At 72.8% G+C, this 18,569-nt stretch carries 17 protein-coding genes and 2 pseudogenes; 8 read left to right on the top strand and 11 right to left on the bottom strand.

The window, feature by feature from the left end; all coding sequences use genetic code 11:
* Window positions 1–262: 262 nt before the first annotated feature.
* From ACIBG6_RS35330 to ACIBG6_RS35315, 4 genes are all read right to left on the bottom strand, one after another.
* A complete protein-coding gene (locus ACIBG6_RS35330) occupies window positions 263–826 on the bottom strand; it encodes a DUF6328 family protein (protein WP_399226809.1) in 564 nt (187 codons plus the stop codon).
* Window positions 827–1,028: 202 nt separating this feature from the next.
* Window positions 1,029–1,196 (bottom strand): hypothetical protein, encoded by a 168-nt coding sequence (locus ACIBG6_RS35325; protein ID WP_399226807.1) that lies wholly within the window; start codon window positions 1,194–1,196, stop codon window positions 1,029–1,031.
* A gap of 1,272 nt (window positions 1,197–2,468) precedes the next feature.
* Complete coding sequence (locus ACIBG6_RS35320; RefSeq protein WP_399226806.1) at window positions 2,469–2,843, bottom strand: PRC-barrel domain containing protein; 375 nt, start codon at window positions 2,841–2,843, stop codon at window positions 2,469–2,471.
* A 60-nt stretch (window positions 2,844–2,903) separates the two neighbouring features.
* The gene (locus tag ACIBG6_RS35315; protein WP_399226805.1) at window positions 2,904–3,128 is read right to left on the bottom strand and encodes a DUF6458 family protein; all 225 of its coding nucleotides are present in this window, start codon (window positions 3,126–3,128) and stop codon (window positions 2,904–2,906) included.
* Window positions 3,129–3,369: 241 nt separating this feature from the next.
* On the opposite strand from ACIBG6_RS35315, the gene ACIBG6_RS35310 reads away from it, so the two are divergent.
* Window positions 3,370–4,440 carry a serine/threonine-protein kinase gene (locus ACIBG6_RS35310; protein ID WP_399226804.1) on the top strand — a complete coding sequence of 357 codons (1,071 nt, stop codon included), beginning with the start codon at window positions 3,370–3,372 and terminating at the stop codon, window positions 4,438–4,440.
* 218 nt (window positions 4,441–4,658) lie between these two features.
* A complete protein-coding gene (locus tag ACIBG6_RS35305) occupies window positions 4,659–4,802 on the top strand; it encodes a hypothetical protein (protein ID WP_169749533.1) in 144 nt (47 codons plus the stop codon).
* 244 nt (window positions 4,803–5,046) lie between these two features.
* On the opposite strand, the gene ACIBG6_RS35300 is transcribed toward ACIBG6_RS35305, so the two are convergent.
* Together ACIBG6_RS35300 and ACIBG6_RS35295 are read right to left on the bottom strand one after the other, a co-directional pair.
* Window positions 5,047–5,478, bottom strand: a complete 432-nt coding sequence (locus tag ACIBG6_RS35300; RefSeq protein WP_399226803.1) for a hypothetical protein — start codon at window positions 5,476–5,478, stop codon at window positions 5,047–5,049.
* Between the two features lie 520 nt (window positions 5,479–5,998).
* On the bottom strand, window positions 5,999–6,553 hold the full coding sequence (locus ACIBG6_RS35295; protein ID WP_399226802.1) for a hypothetical protein: 555 nt from the start codon (window positions 6,551–6,553) through the stop codon (window positions 5,999–6,001).
* 189 nt (window positions 6,554–6,742) lie between these two features.
* On the opposite strand from ACIBG6_RS35295, the pseudogene ACIBG6_RS35290 reads away from it, so the two are divergent.
* Window positions 6,743–6,952: pseudogene (locus tag ACIBG6_RS35290) on the top strand (hypothetical protein); the annotation flags it as partial.
* A gap of 549 nt (window positions 6,953–7,501) precedes the next feature.
* On the opposite strand, the gene ACIBG6_RS35285 reads toward ACIBG6_RS35290, so the two are convergent.
* Both ACIBG6_RS35285 and ACIBG6_RS35280 read right to left on the bottom strand, forming a co-directional pair.
* The gene (locus ACIBG6_RS35285) at window positions 7,502–7,762 is read right to left on the bottom strand and encodes a GlsB/YeaQ/YmgE family stress response membrane protein (protein WP_399226801.1); all 261 of its coding nucleotides are present in this window, start codon (window positions 7,760–7,762) and stop codon (window positions 7,502–7,504) included.
* Between the two features lie 849 nt (window positions 7,763–8,611).
* A pseudogene (locus ACIBG6_RS35280) lies at window positions 8,612–9,482 on the bottom strand (aminoglycoside phosphotransferase family protein).
* Between the two features lie 204 nt (window positions 9,483–9,686).
* On the opposite strand from ACIBG6_RS35280, the gene ACIBG6_RS35275 reads away from it, so the two are divergent.
* Window positions 9,687–10,799, top strand: a complete 1,113-nt coding sequence (locus ACIBG6_RS35275) for a hypothetical protein (protein WP_399226800.1) — start codon at window positions 9,687–9,689, stop codon at window positions 10,797–10,799.
* 150 nt (window positions 10,800–10,949) lie between these two features.
* On the opposite strand, the gene ACIBG6_RS35270 is transcribed toward ACIBG6_RS35275, so the two are convergent.
* On the bottom strand, window positions 10,950–11,231 hold the full coding sequence (locus ACIBG6_RS35270) for a hypothetical protein (RefSeq protein ID WP_399226799.1): 282 nt from the start codon (window positions 11,229–11,231) through the stop codon (window positions 10,950–10,952).
* Between the two features lie 248 nt (window positions 11,232–11,479).
* On the opposite strand from ACIBG6_RS35270, the gene ACIBG6_RS35265 reads away from it, so the two are divergent.
* The 3 genes from ACIBG6_RS35265 to ACIBG6_RS35255 all read left to right on the top strand — a co-directional run bounded on the left by ACIBG6_RS35265 (window position 11,480) and on the right by ACIBG6_RS35255 (window position 14,775).
* Window positions 11,480–12,451, top strand: a complete 972-nt coding sequence (locus tag ACIBG6_RS35265) for an acetylxylan esterase (protein ID WP_399226798.1) — start codon at window positions 11,480–11,482, stop codon at window positions 12,449–12,451.
* A 206-nt stretch (window positions 12,452–12,657) separates the two neighbouring features.
* A complete protein-coding gene (locus ACIBG6_RS35260) occupies window positions 12,658–13,890 on the top strand; it encodes an MFS transporter (protein ID WP_399226797.1) in 1,233 nt (410 codons plus the stop codon).
* A 96-nt stretch (window positions 13,891–13,986) separates the two neighbouring features.
* On the top strand, window positions 13,987–14,775 hold the full coding sequence (locus ACIBG6_RS35255) for an aldo/keto reductase (protein ID WP_399226822.1): 789 nt from the start codon (window positions 13,987–13,989) through the stop codon (window positions 14,773–14,775).
* Between the two features lie 125 nt (window positions 14,776–14,900).
* On the opposite strand, the gene ACIBG6_RS35250 is transcribed toward ACIBG6_RS35255, so the two are convergent.
* Window positions 14,901–16,082 (bottom strand): cytochrome P450, encoded by a 1,182-nt coding sequence (locus ACIBG6_RS35250; protein ID WP_399226796.1) that lies wholly within the window; start codon window positions 16,080–16,082, stop codon window positions 14,901–14,903.
* A 267-nt stretch (window positions 16,083–16,349) separates the two neighbouring features.
* Here ACIBG6_RS35250 and ACIBG6_RS35245 point away from each other — a divergent pair, with 267 nt between their 5' ends.
* Window positions 16,350–17,606, top strand: coding sequence for a cytochrome P450 (locus tag ACIBG6_RS35245; RefSeq protein ID WP_399226795.1), 1,257 nt, complete (start codon window positions 16,350–16,352; stop codon window positions 17,604–17,606).
* 39 nt (window positions 17,607–17,645) lie between these two features.
* Here ACIBG6_RS35245 and opcA read toward each other — a convergent pair whose 3' ends face one another.
* Window positions 17,646–18,557 (bottom strand): glucose-6-phosphate dehydrogenase assembly protein OpcA, encoded by a 912-nt coding sequence (opcA, locus tag ACIBG6_RS35240; RefSeq protein WP_317601296.1) that lies wholly within the window; start codon window positions 18,555–18,557, stop codon window positions 17,646–17,648.
* Window positions 18,558–18,569: the final 12 nt, after the last annotated feature.

Here is an 18,569-nt window from a genome sequence, read left to right as displayed (position 1 = left end):
GGCGGGCCCAAACGCCCCTGGGCGGCGGGGGGCGGCTATATGTCCCGGGCTACGCAGCCCAACCCCCCCCCCCCGGCGGCCCGCCCCCCCCCCCCCGCCCGGGGGGGGGGGGCCCCCCCCGCGGGGGGCCCGCCCCTCTCCGTCGTCGTCCTCCCCCGTCGTCGTCCTCCCCCGCCGGCTCCGTCGTCGTCCTCCCCCGCCGGCGACGGTTCCCGGGCCGGTACGCGCCTTGGGTCGGCGGGCCTTCCGGGTCGTGCTCCGGTCAGCTTCTGTCGGCGTAGTGGGTGCGGACCCACAAGGGCAGGGCGAACCAGCAGATCAGGTACCAGGCGAGGACGCCGGAGACCAGCCAGGGCACGTACGGGTCGTGCGTCGCCACCCGCAGGATGAGGAACAGGGCGGCCGTCAGTGTCGCGAGCAGCAGCAGGATGCCGGTGAAGGTGAGCCGGGAGGCCCAGGCGACGGCCTGGGGCTTGACCCGCCGCCCCGACACTATCCGGTGGAAGGAGACGGGGCCGATCAGCGCGCCCGTCGCCAGCGACCCGAGGACGACCGTGACCAGGTAGATCGTCTTGTCGGTCTGCTCCAGGTCGTGGAAGAGCGGGGTGAACACCACGGTGAGGAGGAAGCCGAGGAGGATCTGGACCCCGGTCTGGGCGACCCGGATCTCCTGGAGGAGCTCCTGCCAGCGCCGGTCCGCGCGCTCCTCCTCCGTCTCGCCGCGCCCGTCGTGCCTGCCGGTGCCGCCGTCCGGCACTTGTGCCTTCCCGCCGTGCCGCGCCTCCCTCGGCTCGTCCTCCGGCGTACCGCCGCTTCGTTCGTTCATGAAGGTCCTCCTCTGAATCATGGGCCAGGAGCCGATCCGCACCACCCGGTCCGGTGGCGCTCCGCCCATGCCCGGTTGCGGAGGGCGCGGACGCCCGGTCTCGGGGGCACGGCACGGACGTGCGGCGCCCTGGAGCGGGGCCGGCACGGCGGAAGCCCCCGTCGAGCGTGGGGGCTTCCGTCCGGCGCGGCACGGTGCGGAGTCAGGCCCGCGGCGTACCGGCCGTTCGCGGGGGCGCGTGGCGACGCCACCGTCCGCGACGGGCGTTCCCGCCGTCGCCGGGCGGCCGCCCGCGGTCACCGTCGGCGCGCCCCTTCAGCCCGTCCTGCTTGTCCTGCCCGTCCCGTCCGCGCGGCGCGTCGGGGGTCACGGCGGGAGCGTACGTGCGGTTCTCCCCGCTCCGGCCCGAGGCACTGGGGTCCTCGGACGGGACTGCGGCCTCCGGCGGCCGCGACGGCGGCGTCACCGGAGGGCGGGTCGGGCGACGGGGCGGGCGGACCGGTGCGGAGGATTCCGCCGCGTCGGTCCGACCGGAGTGCGCGGGCGTGGGAACCGTTCCCGCGGGGAGCCCCCGCACGGGGATGCCGTGCAGGGGGATACCCGGCGTGGGGATCCCCGGGTGCGGCGGCTCGCACCGATGCCCGTGGGCCCGAGGGGCCGTCCCCGGTCCCGACGGGCCACCGGAGAGGTGGGCGAGGCGGCGAGGCCGGGTCGGTCCCACCGGCACGGCCCACGGCGCCACACGGACGAGGGCTCGGGTCGGGTTCGACATGAGCGCCTCCTGGGTGGGTTCCGCGGGCCGACTGTCCGTCACCCTGCTTCCGGTGCCTACCAGTTCGGCTTGCCGCTCTTCCCTGGGTCAAACCCCGAGGATGCGAGAAGACCGCTCGGCGGTCCGGTCCGCCGGGGCACGTCGTCCCGGGGCGCGGACTCGGGGCGCCGGCTCGGGACGGGGGCTCGGGGCGGCATGCGAGCGGCCCGCACCTCCACGGGGTGCGGGCCGCTCGCGGGTGCCGCCGACCCACGGCAAGGAGGGGGAACCGTGGATCGTCCGGCGTGAGCGTGTCCCATCGCTCGACACCCGCATGCCCCGCCGACCGGGATCCATGCCACCCCGGTCCGGTTTCGCCCGGGGCGGGCCCGGGCGGCTTGACCTGCCGCCCGGGGGCGCCGGCGACTCCGCTCCCCCACCGCTCGGAGACGACGCCGAAAGGAGCGCCCCGTGACCGCACGGCCCGCGCGAGCCTCCAGCACGAGGACGACCGGACCCACGGGACCGGCTGGGACTTCGAACCCGGTCGGTCCACCGGCCGGCTCGTCCACGCGTACGACTACGTCGTCGTCCCCGTCACCGACGGGCGTACCCGGGTGATCGATGCCGGCGGCACGGTCACCGTCTCCGAGCTCCGGGCGGCGGCGAACACGAGGTCGTCAACACGGGCTCCCCGCCGGCGTTCGTCGAGACCGAGTCGAAGCAGCCCGCCGAAGGACGGCCCCGGGCATGCGACCGCCCCGCATCGGGAGGGGTCCCTGGCGGGGCGGTCGCGAGGCCGTCGGCGCGGGGCCGTGGGATGGCCGCCTCCCGTCGGCGTGGCACGCTTCCCGCGACGCGTTCGTCCGGGATTCTGGGACCGGCGGCCCGTCAGAGGCCGCCCATGCCTCCCGGGAAGGGCCAGGACGTGCGGTAGTACTGGCCGATCTCCTCGCGGTACTGGCGGTCCGCGAGGTGCTTGTCGGAGACGAACTCGGGCGAGTCCTTCACCTGTTCCTTCGACAGGGCGAGGAAGAGGGTCTGCTCCTCCAGGTCGACGCGGGTCACGGCCCGCGCCGGGATGAGCACCTCCTTCCCGAAGATCCAGACGCCCGTGTCGACGACCAGGTAGGAGTCGTCCACCTCGTCGGAGTGCTTGTCCACCTTGCCGATGTGCCCGTCGGAGGCCTCGACGCGCCACCCGGTGAGGTCGGTACCCGCCAGGTGGCCGGACTCGGTGCTGTAGGACCACAGATGGTCGGTCATCGCTGTCACTCCTCTGTCGCTGTGTTCGTGCAGGGCGCGGCGCCGGACGTGCGGGCCGCCTCAGAGCAGGTCACGCCGGTCGTCGTCGGTGACCGTGGGTGCCACGGGCGGGACCACCATCCGGCGGCGGCGCAGAACGCTGGTGTAGACGGCGGTCCCGAGCAGGCCGACGCCCATCAGGATCAGGCCGACCACATCGAGGTCGACCGCTTCGAGCTCCCAGTCGGACGCGAAGGTGAGGATGGCGCCGACGGCGATCATGATGATGAACAGTCCCAGACCCATGGTTGGTTGCTCCTCCCCTGAGGGTTGGACAGCGTCCGCGTACCCGGGTCCCCCGGGATCATTCCGCCGTCCTCCAGGGGATGTTCATGGACGGACGGGGCACGCGTTCAGCCGCGGGCCCGCGCACGCACCGGCGGGCGACGCACCCGACTCCCGGCCCGTCGGCAGTGGGCCGGCCACACCCCTCAGGGAGCCCCCGATGCAGGTCCGAACGAGGGCCGTACATCCGGACGCCACATGGATGGCCCGAACCGTCGCCGGGCGCTACCGGCTCGACCGCCTCCTGGGCCGGGGCGGCACGGCAGACGTGTACGAGGCGCTGGACCTGCGGCTGCGGCGCCCCGTGGCGGTGAAGGTGTTCCGGCCCGCGGGCGCCCGCCGGACCGACGCCGAGTGCGGCGATGAGGCCCGGTTGCTGGCCCGGATGCACCATCCCGGCCTGGTGACCCTCTACGACACGGGCCGCGACGAGAACCGGCCGTTCCTGGTGATGCAGCTCGTCCGGGGGACGACGCTGCGGCGGCGGATCGCCCGCGGGGTCCTCACGCCCGCCGAGACCTGCCGGACCGGGGCCGCCCTGGCCTCGGCCGTCGCCCATGTGCACGCCCATGGCGTCGTCCACCGCGACGTCAAGCCGTCGAACATCCTGCTGGACCGGTCGGACACCCCGCACCTCACGGACTTCGGCATCTCCCGTCGCGTCGAGACCGCGGACGACGCCTCCGAGCACGCGGGCACCCTCGTAGGCACCGCCTCCTACATGGCGCCCGAGCATGCTCTGGGCCGCAGGACGGGGCCCGCGGCCGACGTGTACAGCCTCGGCCTGGTGCTGCTCGAAACCCTCAAGGGCGAGGTGGAGTACGGCGGAGCGCCGCTGGAGGCGGCGCTGGCTCACCTGCGCCGCCCTCCGGTGCTGCCGTCCGGTCTCCCGGCGGAACTCGCCCGCCTGCTCACGGCGATGACCGACCGATCCCCCGAGGCCCGCCCGGACGCCGCCGCCTGCGCCCGGATCCTCGCCGACCCGCGGACCGCGGGACGCGCCTCCGCGCCCTCCACCGCACCCGGCTCCCGGGAGGCGGGGGTACACCGATCGCACCGATCGCACCGGTCGCCCCGGCCGCGCCGGTCCTCCGCCGCCCGGCCGGGGCGGCCGGCCGCCGGGCGGGCCGTGGCGGCGACCCTCGTCACGCTCGGGCTCACGCTGAACGGCGCTTTGGGCAGCGCGCCCGCCGGCGAGGCGGCGCCCCCGCCCCGGGACGGGGCGGCGGACGGCACCCGGACGAGCGCACCGGCGCCGCCAATCCCCCCGTGAACGACCGTCTGAGACCCCTCGTCTGACGGCCGATCAGGATCCTTGAGGTGTGAGACGGCCGCTTGGGGCAACACGGAGTGCCAGGACACGGAAGGAAGGCGGGGGCATTGCCGGAGGCCGGGACCGGAGGCGGTTCGCCGGCCTCCTCCCCGCGTACTTCCGGTAGATGGTGCCCTCTCGGGAACCGTCCCGCGCGTTCGACATCGGAGGAGAATCCCATGACCGCACTGCTGGACCGCATCAAGCGATTCGCCCGCAGCCCCCAGGGCCGTGGCGCGGCGGCGTCCCTTCGCCGCGCCACGGCCGACCCGCGCAGGCGCGCCCAGGCACGCCGCCTGTTCGGCAGGCTGCGCCACCGCTGACGCCTGCTCGCCCGGCCCTCACAGCCGGACCGCTGACGCCCCGCGCGAGGTACCGCGCGGGGCGTCGGTGTGCGTACGGGGCGTGCGCGGCGCGTACACCACCGCCGCGCGCAGGCGCCGTACGGCCAGGATCGCCGGAGCGGAAGGCCCGCGGGAAGCGGTGCCGGACATGCCGCCGGCCCGGCGGTGCGGCCGCGAGGCCGATCGCACCGCCGGGCACGGGCACGGGGGGCGCCCCCGGGCGTCAGGTGGACAACAGGCGCTGGAACAGGGCGCGGTACTGGCAGAGCGCGAGGCGCAGGCTCTCGGTGTCGGCCTCCAGCCCCTGGCTCCACTGCCCCTCCAGGGTGTGCCGGTGCCGGGCGAAGGTGTCCGCCAGGGTCCTCATCACGTCCCCGACGAGGACGTCGGCCGCGTGGACCGCCTGGCGGGGGTCGTCGACGAACTGGCCCTGGACCTCGTGCCAGCGGCGGCGGAACTCCCCTTCCTCGACCGGGTCGAGCAGATCGGGGATCCCCTCCGCGTTCGCTCCGGCGGCGCCGGGTCGCGCGGCGCGTCCGTTGTCCGGCCCCTGCGACCGCTCCTGCGGGGCGGGGGCGGCGTGCCGGGCGTGACCGCCGTGGCCCTCGGGCACCGGGCCTGGGAGCGCGGAGGGCAGGGGCGGGGTCTCGGGCATGGCCTGCGGGTACGCGGGAGGCGTCCTCTGAGCCGGTACCTGCGGGGACGCCGCGGGCGGGGGCGGCGGGTCGCCGGGGCCGCCGGGCCGGGACTGATCGTGACTGGGCCGGCCGGGCTGCGGCTGATCATGCTGCGGCCCGCCCTGTTGGAGCTCGTCGTGCCGGGGCCGGCCCTGCTGGGGCCCACCCGGCTGCGGCCCACCCTGCTGGGACGCACCCTGCTGAGGCTGTTCGGGCTGCGGCCCGCCCTGCTGAGCCTGGTCGTGCCGGGGCGGGGTCGGTGCGACCGTCGGGCTGTGCTCCGGCGGGTGCACCCCGTCGCCTCCGGTCGTCGCGGGCCCGGGCCGGCCGGGGCGGGACCGGGCCTGCCCGGTCCGCGGCTCGGGGCGGCCGGCCGGCTCGGGACGACCCTCCGACCGCTCGGGGTACTCGCCCGTCGGGTCCGCGTGGTGTCGTCGACCCGTCGCCCGGGTCGTGCGCTCGGACGTCTCGTGGTGTCGCATCTCTCCTGCCTCCGCGTCAGGACCGGCGGGTGCCGGTCGGCTCGCCGTCGGCGAGCAGGTCGTCGAAGAGGGTGCGGTAGTGCATCATCGCGCCCCTCAGCTGTTCGGTGGTGGCGGCGTTGCGGGTGCTCATCGCGTGGACGTCCAGGGCCGCCCGGTAGTGCTCAAGGGTGCGGCCGTGCCGCACCGACAGGTCACGCAGCCGCTGCTCGTCGCCCTCGTCGGGGTAACCCCGGTCGCGCATCAGGGCCGCCACCAGTTCGTCGGCGTCGTGGACGGCGGCCTCGGGCCGGTCCACGAACTCCTCCTGGACGCGCACCCACCGCCGCGCGTACTGCTCCCGCGCCTCACCGGGCACGGGCTTGATCTCCAGGTCGGCAAAGCGGCGTTCGCGGGCGTCCAGTTCCCGCTCCGCGGCCCGTCTGCTGCCGGTCGCCTCCACGACCCGTTCGTACTCGGGCCCGAAGCGGTCGCGCAGTCGCGATCGCCGCCGGCGGTCCACCACCACACCGGCGGCGAACCCGGCCGCGACGACGGCCGCGACGACGACCAGGACGATTCCGATCGACATCGATTCTCACCCTTTCGCCTTCTCTCTCGGAGTCGCGCTCTTCCGTCCCGGCCCTTCGGGGCGCGGGACTCATGGAGGTCCGCGTGCCCCTGACCCAGGAAGGCAAACCGGGCATCCAGGACGGGCCTGGCCGGCATGCGGGGGCGAGGGCGGAAGCCAATCCAAGGGCCCTACCGGTGGTCGGGGACCGACCCGGCACGCGTCGGACGGCACGGTCTGGAGGTCGTGACGTCCGTCGCCAGGCACTTCGAGGTGCGGCGGGAGTCCGTCGGCAAGCGGGTGATCGCTCGCATCGCCCTGGACGGCCTGACGGCCCACGAGCGCGCACCGGCGCATGAGGGGAGGGTCACCGGGGCCCGCCGGCGACCGCCGGCGAAGGGCGGCGCCTGTGGACGGTGACACCGTGGGCGCGGTCCTGGCGGACGTGCCGGCCGCGTCCCACCAGCTCGCTCCCAGCGCGATGCCCCTGTTCGTGGCGGACGCCGGGCGGCGGCTGGGGCTGACCGGGCCCGAGGCTACGTGGCCGACCTGCAGCAGCAGGGTCTGGTGGCGCTCCCGATCCCCGAGCAGGCGTCCCCGCTCACAGCCGACGACGGGACCGTGGACCTGGAGACGCCGTCCGTCGACAACTCGCTCGCGGGACACGCGTACCGCACCGAGTCGGTGCGGCTGAGCCGGCCGGACTCCGGCGGCGGGGAGCGTACGGGATGGATTCCGGTCCCGGCGTCGGCCGGAGGGGCGTCCTGCGGGTCACCGCGCCGGAAATCGACGCGTCACTCCTGCACCGGTGCGAGGCCCTCGCCGGCCTGGTCGCCATGACCCTGGCGGAGAGCTCACCCTGGGCCGCGGCCCGCTCGGCACACTGCTGCCCCCGACCGCCGAGGAGCGGTCGGGGGCAGCAGCGGGGCGGCCGGCAAGGGGCGGAGGGGTCCAGGGCCGCGGAGGGCGTCACTTGCGCCGGGCGAAGAGCCGGTAGAGCGCCAGGAGGACGAGCGATCCGACGATGGCGGCGATCCAGGTGGACAGCTCGAAGAACCCGTCGACGGAGTCCACGCCGAAGATGACCTTGCCCAGCCAACCGCCGAGCAGGGCTCCGGCGATGCCGATGAGCGTGGTGATGATGAAGCCGCCCGGGTCCTTTCCGGGCATCAACATCTTGGCGATGATGCCCGCGAGAAGCCCGAGTATTATCCAGGCGATTATTCCCATGATTCATTCCGTCCCGTGTCGTGAATCCTGCCGTATTCGTATCGGCCCGCTTCAGAGCCCTACAGCCTGCGCCGGACCGCCGTCGGCAGCGCGGCGTGGAATGCCGCCCGGAACAACGTCCGGACGCTCCAAGCCGTCAGGCGGAGCTCCCATTTCGCCACGCGCACGACACCTCGGCGAAAGAGAGCACCCGGAGTCCATCGGGCCCACGCCCGACGCCTTCTCCAGCGACCGTGGCGGCGCGATCCGAATGTCACGGCCGACTCCTCCCGGTCACCGGACGGCGGGCGGTGGTAGCGAAAAGTTGATTTCCGTTGTTTGCGTCCTCCGCAGATGCTTCTACGCCATCAGCGCGCATTCAAACGTTGAAATCCCTATCGAATTCCGGGGCCGAGCGGCGGCACGCGCGCGGCCGGGCGCGGCGGCCCGGGCGGGGGCCGTCGCCGAACGGCCGGCCGCCGACTTCCTCCCGATAGTGCGGCGCGCGGAACCCCCGGCGCACCTCGGGCGGCGGGCTGCCGCTCAGCGCTGCCGAGGCCGCCACTGCTTGGCGTACTCCTGCGCCGTACTGCAGGTCGAGGGTCCGCAAGCGGAGACACAACGGGGACGCACGCTGACCGTTTGCCGACCCGAGGGGGGCACATGACGCCCCTGACCTGCGGCGGCGCCAAATAGTGCGCAGGTCGAGGGCGGTCTTCGGAGACGACACAGACGACGCCCGCGGCGCCGTCACTCAGGCCCTCTGCGCAAGGACGTCAGCACGTGTCTCCCGCAACCGCTGACCCACTGAGCGTCCCTTCGGTGTCACCGTCGTGGTCAGCGGTCTGACGATGTCGACGCGCGTCAGCCTCACCGGCCGGGTGCCAGCAGGCGGCCGAGGGCCGCGCGGCCCGCGGTTCCCCAGGTCCGCTTGCCGCCCGGGCGCCCGCGCTCCCCCGCGCGACCGATGTCGACGAGGGAGAGGCTCCGCAGGACTGCCCATCCTCGGGCCCGCCGAAGCATCGCCGTGTCGACGCGTGCGTGGGCATGGGCGTACGCGTCGAGGAAGTGAGAGACCGCGTCCGTCCCGGGAAGCAGCAGCCACGCCGCCGCGAGGTCCGTCGCAGGGTCGCCGGCGCAGAGTTCGCCGAAGTCGAGTACGCCGGAGAGCGTCCCGTCCGAGACGACGACGTTGGCGGGGTGCAGGTCGCCGTGGAGCCACCGCGGCGGCCCGTCCCACTCCGGGGCGGCGATCGCCTCGTCCCAGACGTCTCGTACATCGCGGGGCACGTGGGAGGCGAGGGCCCGGAACTGCCGGTCGAAGCGGTCCGCGAGCGTCCCGAGGCGAACCCCGCGCTCGGGGTGGACAGGCGCCCCTGAGGGCGCGTCGGTGTGGAGCGCCCGGAGGAAGCCCGCCAGGGCGTCGGCCGCGTGGGCGCCCCGGCTGATCGGGACGCGGTCGGCCGGTTCGCCGGACACCCAGACCGCGACGTTCCAGGTGTGAGGGAAGAGCGCGGACGGCTGGCCGGTCCGCACCGGGATCGGGACCGGCAGGGGGAGCCGGGGCGCCAGGTCCGGGAGCCACCGTCGCTCCTTGAGGAGGAGACCGGGAGCGCGTGCCGTACGCGGAAGCCGCACGGCCAACGCGTCCCCGAGCCGCCACAGTTGGTTGGCCGCCGCGCACCGGACGGACCGCCAGATCGGCGAGGTCCGTATCCACCCGCTGCGCCAGCAGAACCATGCGGGATCGACAGCCCCTTGATGCTGGGTCGTGAACACTGTGGGCCTGTGGTGGGGTTCTGAGCCCAACGGAGGCGCCAACGCCGAGCTCAACGACGCGTGCACGCCGGCTGCTCATGGGGTGACGGTCTTCCCCGCTCGAAACTGATTGGCCGGCCGCTGCCTTACTTGCGACGATGCCCTCTGTTTCCCAGGCGGAGGACATTTGTTCGTTTTCGTGTGTGCGGGGTGCGGCGCTGAGCTGACCACCTCGCTGTCCCAGGTCGCCCTGCCGGTCCATGCCCATCAGAAGTACGGGAATGGCATTCAACTGCCGGTACTCATGGAACCGGGCACGTTCGCCGTGGACCCCGATCCCTGGGGGCCGCCGTGGAGGACGTGGGAGGAGATCCATCCGGACGAGGCGGCTGTCCGGGGTGTCTACGCGCCGGTCCACGCCCTGTCCGACGCCGCGCCCGGTGCGATCGCGATCGCACCCGGTGACGCCCGTGGCACACTGCTGATCCCGGAGAACTGCGGCGGATACTGCTGCGGCCTCGACGGGACCGACGGCCCGAACATGGCCTGCGAGGCGTGCGGGATGCTCGTGGCGACCCGGATCGACGACTGCTCGCTCTGGCAAGCGGTGTGGCTCGCACCGAACGCCGTGCACCGCCTGCTCGTCGACGGCGCCGGCGCCGACGCCGCACCGCTCTCCTGGACAGAAGCGCTGGCGGAGGGAAAGGGCACGCCCCCGTTCGAGCCGATCACCACATGGGGGTCGCGGCCGTGGGTGAGCCGCTGGTGGTCATGGAGCCCACAGTGGGAGGCTGCGGCCGGCCGGGCACTCGCCCATCTGCTGGCCGCCTCGAACGGTCGGCCAGTGACGGTCCCGGACGGCCTGGTCGAGGAGGTCTTCCAACGTGCCCTCGACGCCCTGCTGCCCGCAGGTCCTCCGGCGCAGCGCGCAGTCCTGGCCGGGCCGGGACTGCCCACCCCCGACGCGGACGCCGACATCCTCCTCGTACCGACTCATCCGCAGACGGGGGAAGTCTGGACCCCGCCCGGCCCAGCCGCCTCGGCGTACCCGGTGCCGTTGCCGTTCGGCGTGTGGCTGTGGCTTGCCTTCCCCGAGCCGCATCTGCCCATCCCCGCATCGGGCTCCATGCCCGACGGCGTCCTCCGCGACGACCCGCCTGCGCCGCGCCCCCATCGCTTGTTCCGGGCCGACCCTGGAGCGTTCCGACACACTCTGGTCCGGCTGCCGGCCGTTCGCAGCCCCTGGCTGCGCGAGATCCTGGAGAACGTCACCCAGCACAGGTGGGTCGGCCTCTTCTAGCCCGCGGCCCGCCGAGCAGTCACTGACTCTCGCGGCCACGGGACGTCGTACTGCCCGCAGGTCGACCCTGATATGCGCAGCCAGCGCGGGAGCCAGGCGACGGTATCCGTCCCGTGAAAGACGTCGTACCTGGGTGTCCGCGGCCGTGCTCTACGGGGTGTTCACCTCCAGGAGGCGGCTCGTGCGGGTGCTCGCGCCGGTCAGGGTGAGGGGGATGCCGAGGCTTCCGCACATGCGGTGGGCGCGGGCGAGGGCGCTGAGGGTGGCCGGGGTGGGGTCGGCCGCCGGGAGCGCGATGACCACGCGGGTCGGTCGGTGGGTCTGGACCAGGACCTGGATCTGGAGGGCGGCGGCGGCCCTGTTGGTGACGTCCAGGTCCCGGTGGAGCATCACGTGCAGGACGTCGAGGCGAACGGTGTGGCTGATGAGCATGGTGTCCCTCCGCGCAGGACGAAGAAGGCCCGCAGCCGGACGCGGTGGGGCATCGTCCGAGGATGCCATGGGGACACGTCCGGGGGCGTTCTCGTGGCACGCTCGGCGTGAAGTGTCGGTGGGGCGGCGCTCGGGACGGCCCGCTGATTCACGTATATGAATCGGCGGCGGGTGCCTACTAGGGTGGGGAGGACCGGAGTGACCGGTCGAGATTTCGAACGCGACCCCTCACCCATCAGGCGGTGCCCATGAGCCAGTTCGACCTGCCCATCGACCAACTCCGTACGTACCGCAGCGCGTCCGTGGAGCCGGAGGACTTCGACGCCTTCTGGGCGAAGACCCTCGACGAGACGCGCGCGCACCCGCTCGACGCGCGTTTCGAGCGCGTCGCCACGCAGCTCGCCACGGTGGAGACGTACGACGTGACGTTCGCCGGGTTCGACGGTCAGCCGGTCAAGGGCTGGTTCGTACTCCCGGCGGGCACCACCGAACCGCTCCCCGTGGTCGTCGAGTTCCTCGGGTACGGAGGCGGGCGCGGGCTGCCGCACACGCATCTGCTCTGGGCCTCCGCCGGGTTCGCGCACTTCGTGATGGACACCCGGGGGCAGGGCAGCGGATGGGCCACCGGCCACACCCCCGACCCGGTCGGCAGCGCGCCCGCCTCCCCCGGTTTCATGACCCGGGGCATCGAGGATCCGGCGACCTACTACTACCGGCGGCTCTTCACGGACGCCGTCCGTGCCGTGGAGGCGGCGCGCTCGCACCCGCTGGTGGACGCGGGCCGCACGGCCGTGACCGGAGGGAGCCAGGGCGGCGGCATCACGCTGGCGGTGGCGGGGCTGGTGCGGGACCTGGTGGCGGTGGCCCCGGACGTACCGTTCCTCTGCGACTTCCCGCGTGCGACGACGATCACGGACCGCGCGCCGTACCGCGAGATCGGCACCTACCTCAAGGCCCACCGCGACCGCGTCCAGCGGGCGCGGGACACCCTCGCGTACTTCGACGGGGTCCACTTCGCGGCGCGCGCGACCGCGCCGGCCCTGTTCTCGACGGCCCTGGAAGACATGACGTGCCCGCCGTCGACGGTGTTCGCGGCCTTCAACGCCTACGCGGAGGAGGACAAGGAGATCGAGGTCTACGACTTCAACGACCACGAGGGCGGCGGCTCCTTCCAGCAGGCCGCCCAGCTTCGCTGGCTGCCGGGGAGGCTGCGCGCCTGAGGTCCACCCCTCCTCCCCTCTCCTTCGTCGACGAAGCGCCGCCCGCCCCTTCCCTGGGGCGGGCGGCGCTTCGTCGTTCCCGTCGGCCCTGCCCCAACCCTCAGTAGCCATTCCGCGCCACTATCCACCGTTTGCGCTTATAGCGCGTGTGCAAGTATTGTCTACGCAGGTAAGACCTCCACACAACGAACGGAAGGTTCGTCGTCATGCCTCTCGCGCTGCTGGCCCTCGCCATCGGGGCATTCGGGATCGGGACCACCGAGTTCGTGATCATGGGCGTGCTGCCGCAGGTCGCGGGCGATTTCGGGGTGTCGATCCCCACCGCCGGCTGGCTCGTGACCGGCTACGCCCTGGGCGTCGTGATCGGTGCCCCGGTCCTGACCGCGCTGGGCACCCGGGTGTCCCGGAAGAAGATGCTCCTGTTCCTCATGGCGCTCTTCGTCGTCGGCAACGCACTCTCCGCGATCGCCCCGAGTTTCGGCGTCATGCTCATCGGCCGGGTCGTCGCCTCCCTCGCCCACGGGGCCTTCTTCGGGATCGGCTCCGTCGTCGCCGCCGGACTCGTCGCCCCGGAGAGGAAGGCTTCAGCCATCTCTCTGATGTTCATGGGGCTGACCGTCGCCAACATCGTCGGCGTCCCGCTCGGCACCTACGTCGGTCAGGCCGCCGGCTGGCGCGTGACCTTCGCCATCGTCAGCGCGCTCGGCGTGATCGGCTTCCTCGGCGTGGCCAGGCTCGTACCCGAGGAGGGCAGGCCGGAGACGTCGAACGTCCGCGCCGAGTTCGCCGCCTTCAAGAACGTCCAGGTCTGGCTCGCGATGGCGATGACCGTCCTCGGCTACGGCGGCGTGTTCGCGGCCATCACCTACATCACCCCGATGATGACCGAGGTCGCCGGCTACACGGAGGCCGCCGTCACCTGGCTGCTCGTCCTCTTCGGCATCGGGATGTTCCTGGGCAATCTCCTCGGCGGCAGGTTCGCCGACCGGCGCCTGATGCCGATGCTCCTCGTCACCCTCGGCGCGCTCTCGCTCACCCTCCTCGCCTTCACCGCCACCGCCCACGACAAGGTGCTCGCCGCGATCACCCTCACCCTCATCGGCGCGCTCGGTTTCGCCACCGTCCCGCCGCTGCAGAAGTGGGTGCTCGACCAGGCGGCCGCCGCCCCCACTCTCGCCTCCGCCGCCAACATCGGCGCCTTCAACCTCGGCAACGCGCTCGCCGCCTGGCTCGGCGGCACCGTCATCTCCGCCGGCCTCGGCTGGACCGCCCCCAACTGGGTCGGCGCCCTGCTCTCCGCCTCCGCGCTGGTCCTGGCCCTCGTCGCCGCCTCCCTCGACCGGCGCACCCGGGCCGCCGCAAAGGCGACCGCCATCACCACCTCATCGGCCGGTGTGCCCGGCGCGGCTCCGGCCCCTGTGGCGGCCGGGCGCCGCTGAACCCCCACCTCGTACGGAAACACCCGGAATCACAGAGAAGGCAGTACGTCCCATGTCCCACGTCCCCACCGTCTCACCCTCAACAACGGCACGGAGATCCCCCAGCTCGGCTTCGGCGTCTTCCAGGTCCCCGACGACGAGACCGCCGCCGCCGTCACCCACGCCCTCGAAGCCGGATACCGCTCCGTCGACACCGCCGCGATCTACGGCAACGAGACCGGCGTCGGCCGCGCGCTCGCCGCCTCCGGCATCCCCCGCGACGAGCTCTTCGTCACCACCAAGCTGTGGAACGCCGACCAGGGGTACGACTCCACCCTGCGGGCCTTCGACGACAGCCTGGCCAAGCTCGGCCTCGACCACGTCGATCTGTATCTCATCCACTGGCCCACTCCGGCCCGTGACCTGTACGTCGACACCTGGAAGGCCGTCGAGACGCTCGTCGCCGACGGGCGGGTCCGCACCGCCGGCGTCTCCAACTTCCAGCCCGCGCATCTTCAGCGGCTCCTGGACAGCAGCGACCTGGTGCCGGCCGTGAATCAGATCGAGCTCCACCCCGCCCTCCAGCAGCGGGAGTTGCGCGAGCTGCACGCCGTCCACTCCATCGCCACCGAGGCCTGGAGCCCGCTCGCCCAGGGCGCCGTGCTCGCCGACCCCGTCATCGCCGCGATCGCCGCCCGGCACGGCAAGTCCGCCGCCCAGGTGGTGCTGCGCTGGCACCTTCAGCTCGGGAACGTCGTCATCCCGAAGTCCGTGACCCCTGGCCGTATCCGCGAGAACATCGACGTCTTCGACCCCGAATTCGTCCTGTCCGACGCCGAGATGCGGTCGATCGAGCGCCTCGACCGCGGTCTGCGCACGGGGCCGGACCCCGACACCCTCAACTGATCCGGACAGGGCTGAAGCCCGAGCCGTACAACGGGCTCGGGCTTCAGGTCGTGCACAGTCGTGCACGAGGCGTGGCGCGCGCCTCCCGGACGGGCGCCCCGCTCACTGGTTTCAGTGCCAGTACTTCATGGTCGTACCCCCTCCCCCGCTCTCGGGCGCAGAGTGACCTCGAAGCGGTCGAGACCGCGAAGGGTCAGATTGCGCCGGTGTTCCGGTTCCGCGACTCCCCGTGCGTCCGGGTAGTCCCTGGCCAGGGCCCCGAGGACCGATCCGGCGAGCCGGATCGCCATGGACGCGCCCAGACAGGCATGGGCTCCGCGTCCGAACCCGAGGTGCGGGTTCGGAGTGCGGTCGAGTCGCAGCTCTGTGGGGTGGTCGAAGCGGAGCGGGTCGTGGTTGGCCGCGCCCAGAAGCAGCGTGACCGGATCACCCGCTCTCATCGTGACGCCACCCAGTTCGGTGTCGGTGACGCAGACCCGGGCGTCCGCCTGGACGGGTGCGTCGTACCGGATGAGTTCGTCCACGGCGGAGGCCGGGGTCGCCCGGAAGGCGGCCGGCGCGCCGGGGGTGGTGAGGAGGGCGGCCGCGGCGTTGCCGAGGAGCCGCGAGGCGGATTCGTAGCCGGCGTGGAGGACCGCGCGCAGACTGTTCCGAAGAATCGTTTCCTCTACGCCGCTGTCCGCCGCGTGCTCGGCGACATGGGCGATGAGCCCTTCCTTGGGCGGATCCGCGAGCCATCCGCCGGCGTACTCGGCGAGCCGGGCCCGGGCCGCGACGGCGGGCTCGTGCTTCTCCGGCCACAGGCCGGCGTCCATGCCGTCGACGACGGTACGGGACATGGGCACGAACCAGTCGAGCTCGGGGGCTGGGACGCCGAGGAACGCGGTGACGAAGCGCAGCGCGACCGGCTCGGCCAGCTCGCCGACGAAGTCGAACGAGGGCCTCTCGGCCAACTCCGCCAGCAGATCGGCGATTTCGAGATCCAGACCGTCGTGCAGTGCCCGCCGGTCCTGGGCCCGGAAACCGTCGAGGAGCAGGTGCCGGATGGCCGTGTGCTCCGGCGGATCGAGGGTCTGCACGCTGAGCAGCGGCGCGGGGATGTCCTCCCCTGCGCGGCGCCAGTCGGAGGCGAATCGGTGACTGTCGGTGAGGACGGCGAGGCAGTCGGCATGCCGGGTCAGCACCCAGGAACCGAGCAGTTCATGCCATAAGACGGGGGTGGACTCACGCATCAGGGCGTACGCGGGGTACGGGTTCCGCAGGTTCGACGGACGGACCAGGTCCAGGATCGGGTCCACAGCATCCACAGCTGCCGCTTGCTCCACGAAACATCTCCCCCTTCGCATACGGCCCTGGTTGAGGCCTTCATAGCCGACGAGTCGAGCTGCACGAGACGCGAATCCACCGGTAGGCGGAGCGTCTCGCTGGTCTACCACCGGCGGTTCGCCGGTCCTTCCCCGTACATCATTCGTACATCATTCGAGCCGAGCGCCGGTGACGCTACCACGCAACTGAGGTGGCTGGTATGACTACCTGCCACAGATCTTTCACAAAGCTTCGGGGAGTTACGGAAGATGACCGGCCAAGACCAGACGATTGTTCACGATGTCCCGGTAAACGTCGCCCAACAGCCCAACCCCTACCCCCTCTTCGAGCGCATCCGCGAGCACGGAGTCGTCCAGCGCGTACGGCTGAATCCCACCCTTGAGGTCTGGATGGTCACCGGCTATGACGAGGCGGTGGCGGCGCTCACCGATCCCCGGCTCAGCAGTAGTCCCGTCGGCGTCAACGGACTTGAGGAGGAGATGGCCCATCAGGAGCGCACCAACGTCCTGATGGCCAGCATGCTCGTCGCCGACGGCGAGGACCACACGCGGCTGCGCAACCTCGTCTCGAAGGCCTTCACCTTCCGTCGCGTGGAGCAGATGGCGCCCCGCGTCCAGGCGCACACCGACGCCTTCCTCGACGCCTTCGCGGCACGCGGATCCGCCGATCTCGTCTCCGAGTTCGCCCTCCCGCTGCCCATGGCCGTACTCAGCGAACTCATCGGCATCCCGGCCGAGGGACAGCCCGACTTCGCCCGTCTCGCCGTCGGTCTCATCATGCCGCCCAACACACCCGAGCGACTCGCCAAGGGGGCGCAGGCGCGGGCCGAACTCACCGAGTTCTTCGAGCCGTTGATCGCGCAGCGCAAGGCCGACCCGAAGGACGACCTGCTGAGTGCGCTGTGCGCCGCGCAGGCCGAGGAGCGGATCAGCGACCGCGCGCTGACGGCCATGACGATCCTGCTCACGCTGGCCGGTCACGAGACGACGGCGAGCCTCATCGCCAACGGCGTCCACGCGCTCCTCCGCCACCCCGAGCAGTTCGCGGCGCTCCGGGACGACCCCTCGCTGCTTCCCGGCGCGATCGAGGAACTGCTGCGGTACGAGGGCCCGGTGAGCCGGGGCGTCGCACGCTTCACCGTCGACACGTACGAGATCGGCGGGGTGACCATCCCGGCGGGCGAGATGATCATCATCGGGCTCGCCGCGGCCAACCGCGACCCGGCCCGTTACGACCGGGCCGACATCCTCGACATCGCACGGCGCGAGGTCCCGCAACAGCTCGCTTTCGGCCACGGCGTGCATTTCTGCCTGGGCGCCCCGCTGGCCCGGGCCGAGGCCCGGATCGCCATCGGCACCCTGCTGCGCCGTTTCCCGGATCTGCGGCTCGCGGACCCGGACGCGGATCTGACCCGGCGCGAGGGCATCCTGCGGGGCATGGCGACGCTGCCGGTCGCCTTCACGCCGGTCGCCCCCACGACGGGGGCTGAGTCCGCGGAGGGCTGAACCGGCGGAAGGCTGAGCCGGTGGGCGGTACGGGGTGCGTCACGCGCGGCCGCGCAGGGCGGCCGCGTAGGCGTCGTCGGGGTCGAGCCGGCGCAGTTCCTCGGCGATCAGCTCGGCGGTGGTACGGACCTTGAGGGCGAGAACCCGGCTGGGCTGGCCGGGGATGGCCAGCCGGGCCACCGGGCCCTCCGGCCGGTCGATGCGGATCTCCCCGTCGGGCGTACCCATGCGGACGGCCGTGACGACCGGGCCGTCGGTGACGATCCGGTCGACGGGGACGCCGAGCCGGACCTCGAACCAGCGGGCGAGGAGTTCGGCGCTGGGGTTCTCCGCCTCGCTCTCGACGGCCGCCGAGGTCACGGACGCCCGGGCCTGGTCGAGCGCGGCGGCGAGCATCGAGCGCCACGGGGTGAGCCGGGTCCAGGCGAGGTCCGTGTCACCGGGGGCGTAGGACGCGGCCCGCGCCTCCAGGGCGGCGAGCGGGTCCTCGACCGCGTACATGTCGGTGATGCGGCGCTGCGCCAGTACGCCCAGGGGATCCCGGGAGGGGACCTCGGGGGCGTCGACGGGCCACCAGACGACGACCGGGGCGTCCGGCAGCAGCAGGGGCAGGACCACGGAGTCGGCGCGGGCGCCGAGTTCGCCGTGGAGGCGGAGCAGGACCGTCTCGCCCGAACCGGCGTCGGCGCCGAGGCGGACCTCGGCGTCGAGCCGGGTCTCGTGCCGCCCTCGGGGCGAGCGGGCATGGCGCTTGATGACGACGAGGATGCGGGAGGGGTGTTCCCGGGAGGCGTCGTTGGCTGCCTTCACCGCGTCGTAGGCGTTCTCCTCGTCCGTGACGACGAGGAGGGTGAGCACGACGCCGACGGCGGGGGTGCCGACGGCCCGCCGGCCCTCCAGGATCGCCTTGTTGATCTTGCTGGAATTGGTGTCCGTCAGATCGATCTTCATGTGCGGCGCCCG

It is taken from the genome of Streptomyces sp. NPDC050842 (assembly GCF_044456565.1).
Taxonomy (GTDB): Bacteria; Actinomycetota; Actinomycetes; order Streptomycetales; family Streptomycetaceae; genus Streptomyces.
The sequence above is the reverse complement of the archived record's forward strand: the minus strand, read 5'-3'. Positions and strand labels throughout refer to the sequence as shown.